The organism is Ferrovibrio sp. (assembly GCF_964218355.1).
In the GTDB taxonomy this organism is placed as follows: Bacteria; Pseudomonadota; Alphaproteobacteria; order Ferrovibrionales; family Ferrovibrionaceae; genus Ferrovibrio.
Genome location: NZ_CAXPMC010000009.1, coordinates 459,670 through 470,663, shown reverse-complemented (window position 1 = coordinate 470,663; position 10,994 = coordinate 459,670). Strand labels below are relative to the sequence as shown.

Genomic DNA, 10,994 nt, shown 5'->3' with positions numbered 1-10,994 from the left:
AAAGACATGGGTGCAAAGAACGTCAACCAGTTCCTCGACCTGCCGCGGCAGGACCCGGCGAAGACGCCGGTGGAAGTGCGTATCCACGACTTCCGCGAGATCTACGGCCAGTTCCAGCCGGAAGCGGCCAAGGCGCAGTCCGGCCGCTGCCTCGCCTGCGGCAATCCGTACTGCGAGTGGAAGTGCCCGGTGCACAACTTCATCCCGAACTGGCTCAAGCTCGTCGAGGAAGGCAACCTGTTCGCCGCCGCCGAGATGTCGCACGCGACCAACTCGCTGCCGGAGATCTGCGGTCGCGTCTGCCCGCAAGACCGTCTGTGCGAGGGCGACTGCACGCTCAACGACGGCTTCGGCGCCGTGACCATCGGCTCGGTCGAGAAGTACATCACCGACGAGGCGGTCAAGCAGGGCTGGCGCCCGGACATGTCCAAGGTCAAGTGGACACGCAAGAAGGTGGCGATCGTCGGCGCCGGCCCGGCAGGTCTGGGCTGCGCCGACATCCTCGCGCGCAACGGCGTCAAGCCGATCGTCTTCGACAAATACCAGGAGATCGGCGGCCTGCTGACCTACGGCATCCCGCCGTTCAAGCTGGAGAAGGACGTCGTCAAGACGCGGCGCAAGATCCTCGAGGGCATGGGCGTCGAGTTCCGGCTCGGCGTCGAGATCGGCAAGGACCTCGCGTTCGAGAAGCTGCTGAAGGACTACGACGCCGTGTTCCTCGGCATGGGCACGTACAACTACATGAAGGGCGGCTTCCCCGGTGAGGATCTGCCCGGCGTCTTCGAAGCGCTGCCGTTTCTTATCGCCAACGTCAACGGCATGCTCGGCGAGGCGCGCCCGGGCGACGCCGACTACAACGTCGAGGGCCAGCGCGTCGTGGTGCTCGGCGGCGGCGACACGGCGATGGACTGCAATCGCACCTCGATCCGTCAGGGCGCGGAAAGCGTCACCTGCGCCTACCGCCGCGACGAGGCCAACATGCCCGGTTCGCGCCGCGAAGTCGCCAACGCCAAGGAAGAGGGCGTCGAGTTCCTGTGGAACCGCCAGCCGGTCGAGATCGTCGGCAATAGCAAGGTCGAAGGCGTCAAGCTCGTCACCACGCAGCTCGGCAAGCCCGATGCGCGCGGCCGGCGCAAGCCGGAGGTGGTCGAGGGCTCCGAGGAGATCATCGAGGCCGACCGCGTCATCGTCGCCTTCGGCTTCCGGCCCAGCCCGGCGCCGTGGTTCGGCGACCACGGCCTCAAGCTGCACGAGGACGGCCGCATGAAGGTCAACGGCGAAGTGCTGGCCAAGCACAAGTTCCAGACCTCGAACCCGAAGATCTTCTCGGGCGGCGACATGGTCCGGGGTTCGGACCTCGTCGTCACTGCGGTGTTCGAAGGCCGCGAGGCGGCCGAGGGCATTCTCGACTACCTCGGCGTCTGAGCGCGCACGAACCCGGAACGACGATCCGTCGAACTGCAGCAGTCTTCGTCGCGAGCGGGCATCTTGCACGCTCGCGACGGTTGCTGCGCGCGCAAGCCCTTGTTCCTGCGTCCGGCAAGCCGCGGCACGCTTCCTGATCCACCGTCCTCGCAACCTTCACGCGAGGAACCGATCCCATGAACTGGAAAGTCCTGCTGCTCGGCGCCGTGATCGTCGTCGCCGGCCTGCTGCTGTTCGCCTATGTCGGCGACAACGACGAGTCCCTCGGCGACCGCGCGAGCGAAGCGGTCGAGGAAGTCGGCGACGAGATCGACGACAACACCTGACGGTACGCCGACGATTCGTCAAACCGGCCCGGATAGCTGAACGGATGCACCTGGCACTGGTCGAACAGGCACGCCCCGAAAGGAGTCGCCGTGCTTCGTCCACGTCTGCTGGCCGGCATCGTCCTCACCACCGCCGCCGGCAGCGCCGCTGCCGCCGAGGCGGCGCAACGCTTCGACAGCGAGCACGGTCCCGTCGTCGTCACGGAGGTCGCGAGCGGCCTGGAACACCCCTGGTCGCTCGCCTTCCTGCCGGACGGGCGCATGCTCGTGACCGAGCGCCCGGGGCGCATGCGCCTGATCGCGGCCGACGGCACCGTGTCGGCGCCGCTGGAGCAGGTCCCCGAGGTGCATGCACGCGGGCAGGGCGGCCTGCTCGACGTGGTGCTCGCGCCCGACTATGCCGACTCGCGACGTATCTACTTCAGCTACGCCGAGCCGCGCGGCGGGCGCAACGGCACCGCCGTCGCGCATGCCCGCCTGACCGACAAGGCCCTCGAAGACGTCACCGTCATTTTCCGGCAGCGCCCGGACTGGGAGGGACAGCACCACTACGGCTCGCGTCTGGTGTTCGATGACCGGCGGCGGCTGTACGTCACGCTCGGCGAGCGCAACACGGCCCGGGGCCCGGTAAAGGATCGCGAGGCGGCGCAGTCGCTGGAGAATCACTTCGGCAAGGTCGTCCGCATCCAGGCGGACGGTTCGGTTCCGCCCGACAACCCGTACGCGGATGGCGGCAAGGGCAGGCCCGAGATCTGGTCCTACGGCCACCGCAATCCGCAGGGTGCGGCGCTGCATCCCGATACCGGCATGCTGTGGCTGAACGAGCACGGCCCCATGGGCGGAGACGAGCTCAACATCGCGCGCGCCGGCGTGAACTACGGCTGGCCGGTGATCACCTACGGTCGGGACTACTCGGGAGCCCCGGTCGGCGACGGCATCACCGAAGCACCGGGCATGGCACAGCCGATCCACCACTGGGTGCCGTCGATCGCAACCAGCGGCATGGCGTTCTACACCGCGGAGCGCTTCGCCCCGTGGCGCGGCAACCTGTTCGTCGGCTCACTGAAGTTCGGTCAGCTCGTGCGGCTGGAGCTCGAGGGCGAGACGGTGGTGCACGAGGAGCGCCTGCTCGAAGGCCTCAACCGGCGCATCCGCGACGTACGCCTCGGTCCGGACGGCGCCCTGTACCTGCTCACCGACGAGGCCGACGGCCGCGTGCTGCGTATCGTTCTGCGTATCGTTCTGGCGAACACCAACTGAGGCCAGTGCCGCTCACGCGCGACTATCTGTATCTTTAGCGCCCCCTGCCGCCGTCCGAACCCCATGTCCGAGCTCCAGCTGTCACCGGCCGAAGCGCGCGTCGTCGCCGTGCTGGTCGAGAAGTCGATCACGACACCGCAGTACTACCCGATGACGGTCAACGGCATCATGCTGGCGGCCAACCAGAAGACCTCGCGCCATCCGGTGATGAGCCTGAGCGAAGGCGACGTCGGCAATGCGCTGAACAGCCTCGAGGAACGCAAGCTCGTTGTGCGGGACAGCTTCTCGGCGCGCGCGCAGAAATGGCGCCACCAGTTCCAGCACCAGATGATGCTCAAGCCCGAGACCCAGGCGGTGCTGGTCGCGCTGATGCTGCGCGGGGCGCAGACCCAGGCCGAGCTGCGTGCGCATGCCGAGGCGCTCAACGGGCCCACCGATCTCGATGGCGTGCAGGCGGCGCTCGCCGATCTCGCGGACCGGGCGCAGCCGCTGGTGACCGAGCTCGCCCGCGCACCCGGACAGTCGGCGACACGCTGGGCACACCTGCTGTGCGGCGCGCCGGCCGCCGATGCGGTGGCGCCGGCCAGTCCCCGCAGCGCCGCGGCCGCGAACGACGACATCGTCGCCCTGCGCGAGCGCGTGGCCGCGCTCGAAGCACGCATGGCCGGACTCGAGGCGCAGCTGGGCATCGGACCCTCCTCCGGCGACGCCGGCTGATCCCGCGCCGCTGATGGATCTCGACGCGCTGCGCGGACAGCTCGCCGCAGCGAAGGACACCCTGCTGCAGCGCGATGCCGCGCGTCTGGCCGCCCAGCTCGCACGTGCGAGGCCGCCGCGATTCGACGTCGCGCGCTTCGAACGCGACGTGCAGCAGGCGCAGCTGAAGGCCGAGAACCGGCAGCGCCTGCGCCCGTCGCGGATCGACTATCCGGCCGAGCTGCCGGTTTCGCAGGCGCGCGAGGAACTGCTCGAAGCGATCCGCACGCACCAGGTCGTCGTCGTCTGCGGCGAGACCGGCTCCGGCAAGACCACGCAGCTGCCCAAGCTCTGCCTGGAGCTCGGCCGCGGCACGCGCGGCCTGATCGGTCACACGCAGCCGCGACGGCTCGCCGCGCGCAGCGTGGCCCACCGCATCGCCTCGGAGCTGGACTCGCCGCTCGGCGGGCTGGTCGGCTACGAAACGCGTTTCGACCGCCGCGTGTCGGAACAGTCCCTGGTCAAGTTGATGACCGACGGCATCCTGCTCGCCGAGCTGGCGCGCGATCATCAGCTCAATGCCTACGACACGATCATCATCGACGAGGCGCACGAGCGCAGCCTCAACATCGATTTTTTGCTCGGCTGGCTCAAGCGCATCCTGCCGCAGCGCCCGGACCTGAAGCTCATCGTCACCTCGGCCACGCTCGACCCCGAGCGACTGTCGCGACACTTCAACGACGCGCCGATCCTGCAGGTTTCCGGGCGAACCTGGCCGGTCGAAATGCGCTACCGGCCGGCGGACGACGATGCCGATCTCGAAGGCGCGATCGCCGCGGCCGCCGAATCGCTGTGGCGCGGCTCGCCCCAGGGCGACATCCTGGTCTTCCTGCCGGGCGAGCGTGAAATCCGCGATGCCGCGCGCGTGCTCGAAGGACGATTCCCGCGTGCCGAGATCCTGCCGCTGTACTCGCGCCTCGCCGCGACCGCGCAGGACGAGGTCTTCGGTCGCAGCAGCAAGCCGCGCATCGTGCTCGCGACCAACGTTGCCGAGACCTCGCTGACGGTACCGGGCATCCGCTACGTGATCGACACCGGCATGGCGCGGCTCAACCGCTACGCGCCGCGCACCGGCGTGCAGCAACTGCAGATCGAGCCGGTGTCGCAGGCCGCCGCCAACCAGCGTGCCGGGCGCTGCGGTCGCCTCGGTCCGGGGATCTGCGTACGTCTGTACGCCGAGGACGATTTCGCCGCGCGGCCACCGTTCACCGACCCCGAGATCAAGCGCGCCAATCTCGCGGGCGTGATCCTGCAGATGGCGGCGCTGGGGCTCGGTCGCGTCGACGAGTTCCCGTGGGTCGATCCGCCGGAAGGCCGGCACGTCGCCGAGGCCTACCGCGTGCTGCAGACGCTCGGCGCCTTCGACGACGGCGGACGCCTGACCGCACTGGGCCGCGAGATCGCGCGCCTGCCGCTGGACCCGCGCGTCGCGCGCATTGCGCTCGCCGGCCGCGACAATGCCGCGCGCGAGGCGATCTTCGTGCTCGCAGCCGCGATGTCGGTGCAGGACCCGCACGAGGTACCGGCCGATGCCCAGGGCGCCGCACGCCAGAAGCATGCACAGTGGCGGCACAAGCGCTCCGACTTCCTGTCGCTGCTCCTGCTGTGGCAGCGCTGGCGCGAATGGAGCGCGGCGCACTCGAACCGCCAGCTGCGCAAGCTGTGCCGCGAACACTACGTCTCGTTCCTGCGCATGGAGGAATGGGAGGCCGTGCACCGGCAGATCGTCGACCTGTTGCGCAAGCCCGGCGACGCGCCGCGACGCGCGCCGGATGATGCTGCCGGCTGGACGGCCGAGTCGCTCGAGGCGCAGTACGCGCCCATTCATCAGGCGCTGCTCGCCGGACTGATCGACCACATCGGCCAGAAGCTGCCGGAGTCCGGCGACTACCAGGGCCCCAAGGGCCGGCGTTTCTTCGTGCACCCGGGCTCGGCGCTCGCGAAGAAGACCCCACCGTGGATCATGAGCGCGCAGCTCGCGCAGACCTCGCGCCTGTTCGCGCGCACCAATGCCGCGATCGAACCGGCGTGGCTGGAAAGCGTCGGCGGTCACTTGGTCCAGCGCCGGCTGCTGCATCCGACCTGGAACGTCGAGCGCGGCGAGGTGTCCGCCACCGAGCACCTGACCCTGCTCGGCCTGCCGCTGCTGACGCGACCGCGCCACTACGGCTCGACCCATCCGGCCGAGGCGCGCGAGATCTTCATCCGCGAAGCCCTGGTCGGCGGGCGCATGCAGCGCAAGCCGGCCTTTCTCGATCAGAACCTGCAGCTCGTCGATCAGATCCGCGACAAGGAAGCCCGCCTGCGCCGGCCGGACCTGCTCGCGGACGACGCGCAGCTGTTCGCGTTCTACGACGCACGCCTGCCGGCGGACATCTGCACCACCGCGGCGCTCAAGCGCCTGCTCAAGGACCCGCGTCAGCGCAGCGCGACCGCGCGCCTGGCGATGACCGAGACCGATGCCCTGCGGCCCGGGGCCTCGACGGCCATCGAGGATCAGTTTCCGGATCATCTCGACATCGGCGGTGTGCGCATCGGGCTGTCGTATCACCACGAGCCCGGTGCCGAGCACGACGGCGTCACCTTCCACATTCCGCTCGCCCAGGTCCATGCGCTGCAGGCGGCGGACTTCGACTGGCTGGTGCCGGGGCTGCTGGCGGCGAAACTCGAAGGCCTGATCCGTACGCTGCCCAACCGCCAGCGCCGCGCTTTCACCCCGGCCGCCGAGTTCGCGCAGGCCGCGGCGGCACGGCTCGAACCGCACGGCGGCGATCTGCTCGCGCGCCTGTGCGCGGCGCTGACCGCGATGACCGGCGCTGCTGTGGCGCCGGAGGATTTCGACCCCGCCCGGCTCGACGCCCACCTGCGCCCGCGCTTCCAGCTCGAGGACGCGCAGGGCACGATCCTGGGAACTGCGGACTCGCTGTACGGGCTGCAGCACCGCCACCGCGACGCCGCGCGCACCGCCCTGAACCGCGCGGCGGAAACCGATCCGGTGCTCGCGCGCTGGAGCCGTTGCGGGATCACCGACTGGGATTTCGACGATCTGCCGGAACAGGTGCAACTGGCCTCGGGCGCACAGGCGTGGCCGGGCCTGGCCGTCGACGGCCCGCGGATCGACCTGCGTCTGTTCGAGTCGCCGGACGCGGCGCAGCTTGCACATCGCAACGGTGTGCGTGCCTTGCTGCTCGCGCGCATGCCCGACCGTCTGCGTGATCTCGGCAAGAGTGTGCGCAGCAAGCTCGGCATGCTCGCGCCGGCGTTCGCGCTGGACATCGACGCAATCACGCAGCAGCTCGCCGCGCGCAGCGCCGAGTCCGTGCTGCTGCGCGACGGCGCGCCGCGCAGCCGTACGGCGTTCCAGGCCGCGCTCGAGAGTCGCGGCGCGTTCTCGATCGACGCGCAGCGACGGCTCGACGAGGTGCTCAACTGGCTGAACAAGGCGCGCGAGCTGCGCGCGCGCCTGCGCAGCCTCGGCGAACGCTGGCCGGCGTCGCTCGCCGATCTGCGCAGTCAGCTCGACAGCCTGTTCGCCGCCGGTTTCGTCGCCGCGATTCCGGATGCGCAGTGGCCGCGCGTCGCGCTGTACCTGCGCGCCATCGACGTGCGCCTGGAACGGCTACCCAACAAGCCGGCGCGCGACGACGACCTCACCCGCCAGCTCGCACCGTTGGCGGCCCGCCTGCCGGCGCCGTTCCATGCGGCCCGCTGGGCCCTGGAGGAATGGCGCATCGCCTTGTTTGCACAGGAGTTGCGGGCGCAGGGCGGACCGACGGCAAGCAAGGTCGACGACGCTTTGCGCCAGCCCTGAATGCGCCTTACCATGCGCATGCATATGCGCATGGAGCATGGCATGACGGCGTCGACAGCAAAGCAACGAGTGAACCTGACGGTGCGAGCCGACATGGTGCAGTACGCGCGTCAGGCCAAGCTGAATCTGTCGCAGGTTCTCGAAGAAACCCTGCTGCAGCGGCAACGCGAGGAGGCGGCGCGGCGCTGGCAGGAGGAGAACCGCGAGGCCATCGAGTACCACCGGCAACGCATCGCGCGCGACGGCATGTTGAACAAGGATCTGATCGCGTTCTGACGCGGATGGCTCAATACAAGGTCTATCGCAATCGGCGACCCAGTCGAGGCGAAATCCCGTTCCTGCTCGACGTGCAATCGAATCTGGTCACGACCTCCTCGCGTATTGTCGTGCCGTTGGTGCGCAGGAGCGGTTACGAGATGCTGTACTCGCGGCTGAACCTCGAACTGACGGTTGATGGTGCGGCGGTTGTGGCGTCCTTTTCGGACCTTGCTGCACTCGACGAGCGCGAGTTGCACGAAGTGGTTGCCGACTTGTCCGATCGGCGCGACGAAATCCTCGCGGCCGTCGACTTCCTGTTCACTGGATACTGAAACGCTTGAACACCATCCCTTCCGCCGACCGCCTCATCGTCGCCCTCGACGTTCCCAGCGCCGACGCCGCACGCGCGCAGGTGAACACGCTCGGCGACGCCGTGCGCTTCTACAAGATCGGCATGGAGCTGCTGATGGCGCCCGGCTTCTTCGAGCTGCTGGAATGGCTGAAGGCGCAGGACAGGAAGGTCTTCGTCGACCTCAAGTTCTTCGACATCCCGGAAACCGTCGCGCGCGCGGTGGCGAATCTCGCAGCGCGGGGTGCGGACTTCTGCACGATCCACGGCAACCAGTCGATCATGGAAGCCGCCGCCAAGGCGAAGTCCGGCGCGCTGAAGGTGCTCGCCGTCACCGCATTGACCAGTCTCGACCGGGGCGACCTGAACGATCTGGGCTTCGAGTGCGACGTGGCCGACCTCGTGCTGTCGCGTGCGCGCCGTGCGCTTGCGGCCGGCTGCGACGGCGTCGTCTCGTCGGGCCTCGAAGTCGAACGCCTGCGTCGCGAGGCGCCGCGCGAACTGATCTGCGTGACGCCGGGCATCCGGCCGGTGGAGAACCGCGTCGAAGCCGACCAGAAGCGCATCATGACGCCGTCGGCGGCGATCGCCGCGGGCGCCGACTACCTGGTGGTCGGCCGCCCGATCCGCGACGCGGCCGATCCACGCGCGATGGCACTGGCGATTCAGGCCGAGATTGCCACGGCCGTTCAGGCACGCGCTGGGAACACGCTCTAAGCTAGGCCGATGATCAACGAAACGAACTGCCCTGCTTGTTTGGAAAGTCGGCGCCATCGATGGCGCCGGCTTGCATAGGACGTACACGTGGACAACGATCGTTTCCTGCGTGCGCTCCGGCGCCAGCCCGTCGACCGCACCCCCTTGTGGATGATGCGCCAGGCCGGCCGCTACCTGCCGGAGTACAAGGCCACCCGCGCGCGCGCCGGTGACTTCATGAGCCTGTGCCGCAACCCGGAGCTGTGCTGCGAGGTCACGCTGCAACCGCTCGACCGCTTCGGTCTCGATGCCGCGATCCTGTTCTCCGACATCCTCACCGTGCCCGATGCGATGGGGCTGGGGCTGCGCTTCGTCGAAGGCGAAGGGCCGGTGTTCGATCGCCCGGTACGCGACGCGCATGCCATCGAGGCGCTCGGCGTGCCCGATCCGGAGACCGAGCTGCGCTACGTGATGGACGCGGTGCGCACGATCCGCAGCGCGCTCGGTTCGCGACTGCCGCTGATCGGCTTCGCCGGCAGCCCGTGGACGCTGGCCACCTACATGATCGAAGGTGCCGGCGGCTCGGACTTCCAAACGATCAAGCGCATGGCCTACGACGCGCCGGAGGCGCTAGACAGCCTGCTGGCCAAGCTCGCCGCCTCGGTGAGCCTCTACCTCGAGGCGCAGCAGCGCGCCGGCGCCGACGCGCTGATGATCTTCGACACCTGGGGTGGCGTGCTGTCGCCGGCCGACTACGTGCAGTTCTCGCTCGAACCGATGGCTCGCATCGTCGAACACCTCAAGCGCGTGGCCCCCGAGACGCCGGTGATCCTGTTCACCAAGAACGGCGGCCAGCACTTGGAGGCGATGGCCGAAACCGGCTGCGACGCGCTCGGCCTCGACTGGACGACCGACCTCGGCAGCGCGCGGTCACGCGTCGGTACCCGCGTCGCCCTGCAGGGCAACCTCGACCCGACCTGGCTGCTGGCGCAGCCCGCGCGCATCGAGGCCGCCGTCGCCCGCGTGCTCGACAGCTACGGCAAGGGCCCCGGCCACGTGTTCAACCTCGGCCACGGCATCCTGCAGCAGACGCCGCCCGAGCATGCCGCCGCGATGATCGAGGCGGTGCGCAACCTGAGCCCGGCGTTCCACGCCTAGCGCCTGCCCGGAGTACCGCGATGCTCTCGGTGATCTTCCCGCCCAGTGCCATCGGCGTTCTCACGGTGGTCGTGATGATCGGCTGGATGACCACCTGCTTTCTCCTGCTGTCGCCGGCCATCCTGCTCAAGCTGGTTCCCTACCGGCCGCTGCAACGCGCCTGCGCGCACTACTGCATCTGGATCGCCACCAACTGGGTGCGCAACAACAAGCTGCTGTTCCGCTTGCTGCATGCCGAGCAGTGGGAGGTGGACCTGCGCGCGCAGCTCGAGCCCGGCAGGAACTACCTGGTGATCAGCAATCACCAGTCCTGGGCGGACATCGTCGTGCTGTTCGACCTGCTGCACGCGCGTGCGCCGTTTCCCCGCTTCTTCCTGAAGTGGGAACTCATCTACGTGCCCGTCATCGGCCTCGCCTGCTGGGCGATGGATTTTCCTTTCATGCGCCGTCACGACCGTCGTGCGCTGCAGGCCCATCCGGAACTGCGTCACCAGGACCTCGAAACCACGCGCCGTGCCTGCGAGCTGTACAGGACCGAGCCGGTCACGGTGATCAACTTCCTCGAAGGCACGCGCTTCACCGAAACCAAGCGCGTCGCGCGCCAGTCGCCCTATCGCCATCTGCTGCGGCCCAAGGCCGGTGGCATGAGCTTCACGCTCAACGCGATGGGCGAGCAGTTTGCCGGCGTCATCGACGTGACCATCGCCTACCGGCCGACGACCAAGCCGCTGCTGTGGAGCTTCGCCTGCGGCGAACAGGACCAGCTCGCGATTCACGCCGACGTGCTGCCGATTCCGCCGGATCTGCTGCACGGCGATTACGAGAACGATGCCGAGTTCCGCCTGCGCTTCCAGACCTGGATCAACGGCGTCTGGACCCGCAAGGACGCGCGCCTCGACCGCATGAGCAATGCGCGACCGGCGCTGCAGGCGCAGCGACCGGCGCACCCTTGACC

The 10,994-nt window shown here is 68.8% G+C and carries 10 protein-coding genes; all 10 read left to right on the top strand.

Features of this window, described 5'->3' with window-relative positions:
* Positions 1–6 precede the first annotated feature (6 nt).
* The 10 genes from ACEQZY_RS06355 to ACEQZY_RS06310 all read left to right on the top strand — a co-directional run bounded on the left by ACEQZY_RS06355 (position 7) and on the right by ACEQZY_RS06310 (position 10,992).
* A complete protein-coding gene (locus ACEQZY_RS06355; RefSeq protein WP_370153088.1) occupies positions 7–1,425 on the top strand; it encodes an FAD-dependent oxidoreductase in 1,419 nt (472 codons plus the stop codon).
* Between the two features lie 176 nt (positions 1,426–1,601).
* Entirely contained in the window at positions 1,602–1,751 is a 150-nt protein-coding gene (locus ACEQZY_RS06350; RefSeq protein WP_170124080.1) for a hypothetical protein, read from the top strand.
* 90 nt (positions 1,752–1,841) lie between these two features.
* Entirely contained in the window at positions 1,842–3,011 is a 1,170-nt protein-coding gene (locus ACEQZY_RS06345) for a PQQ-dependent sugar dehydrogenase (protein WP_370153086.1), read from the top strand.
* A 63-nt stretch (positions 3,012–3,074) separates the two neighbouring features.
* Positions 3,075–3,728: a YceH family protein gene (locus ACEQZY_RS06340; protein ID WP_370153084.1), complete on the top strand. Its 654-nt coding sequence runs from the start codon at positions 3,075–3,077 to the stop codon at positions 3,726–3,728.
* A 13-nt stretch (positions 3,729–3,741) separates the two neighbouring features.
* Positions 3,742–7,578 carry an ATP-dependent RNA helicase HrpA gene (hrpA, locus tag ACEQZY_RS06335; RefSeq protein WP_370153082.1) on the top strand — a complete coding sequence of 1,279 codons (3,837 nt, stop codon included), beginning with the start codon at positions 3,742–3,744 and terminating at the stop codon, positions 7,576–7,578.
* 42 nt (positions 7,579–7,620) lie between these two features.
* Positions 7,621–7,854 (top strand): type II toxin-antitoxin system CcdA family antitoxin, encoded by a 234-nt coding sequence (locus ACEQZY_RS06330; RefSeq protein ID WP_370153080.1) that lies wholly within the window; start codon positions 7,621–7,623, stop codon positions 7,852–7,854.
* A 5-nt stretch (positions 7,855–7,859) separates the two neighbouring features.
* Entirely contained in the window at positions 7,860–8,168 is a 309-nt protein-coding gene (locus ACEQZY_RS06325; RefSeq protein WP_370153078.1) for a CcdB family protein, read from the top strand.
* A 5-nt stretch (positions 8,169–8,173) separates the two neighbouring features.
* Positions 8,174–8,902, top strand: a complete 729-nt coding sequence (gene pyrF / locus ACEQZY_RS06320; protein ID WP_370153076.1) for an orotidine-5'-phosphate decarboxylase — start codon at positions 8,174–8,176, stop codon at positions 8,900–8,902.
* Between the two features lie 87 nt (positions 8,903–8,989).
* Entirely contained in the window at positions 8,990–10,039 is a 1,050-nt protein-coding gene (gene hemE / locus ACEQZY_RS06315; protein WP_370153075.1) for a uroporphyrinogen decarboxylase, read from the top strand.
* 20 nt (positions 10,040–10,059) lie between these two features.
* Positions 10,060–10,992 (top strand): acyltransferase, encoded by a 933-nt coding sequence (locus ACEQZY_RS06310; protein ID WP_370153073.1) that lies wholly within the window; start codon positions 10,060–10,062, stop codon positions 10,990–10,992.
* Positions 10,993–10,994 lie beyond the last annotated feature (2 nt).

What these genes read in the sequence shown, in the direction of transcription:
- ACEQZY_RS06355 (WP_370153088.1), top strand. Translation starts at nt 7, where the DNA reads ATGGGTGCAAAGAACGTCAACCAGTTCCTCGACCTGCCGCGGCAGGAC.
- ACEQZY_RS06350 (WP_170124080.1), top strand. Translation starts at nt 1,602, where the DNA reads ATGAACTGGAAAGTCCTGCTGCTCGGCGCCGTGATCGTCGTCGCCGGC.
- ACEQZY_RS06340 (WP_370153084.1), top strand. Translation starts at nt 3,075, where the DNA reads ATGTCCGAGCTCCAGCTGTCACCGGCCGAAGCGCGCGTCGTCGCCGTG.
- hrpA (WP_370153082.1), top strand. Translation starts at nt 3,742, where the DNA reads ATGGATCTCGACGCGCTGCGCGGACAGCTCGCCGCAGCGAAGGACACC.
- ACEQZY_RS06330 (WP_370153080.1), top strand. Translation starts at nt 7,621, where the DNA reads ATGACGGCGTCGACAGCAAAGCAACGAGTGAACCTGACGGTGCGAGCC.
- ACEQZY_RS06325 (WP_370153078.1), top strand. Translation starts at nt 7,860, where the DNA reads ATGGCTCAATACAAGGTCTATCGCAATCGGCGACCCAGTCGAGGCGAA.
- ACEQZY_RS06310 (WP_370153073.1), top strand. Translation starts at nt 10,060, where the DNA reads ATGCTCTCGGTGATCTTCCCGCCCAGTGCCATCGGCGTTCTCACGGTG.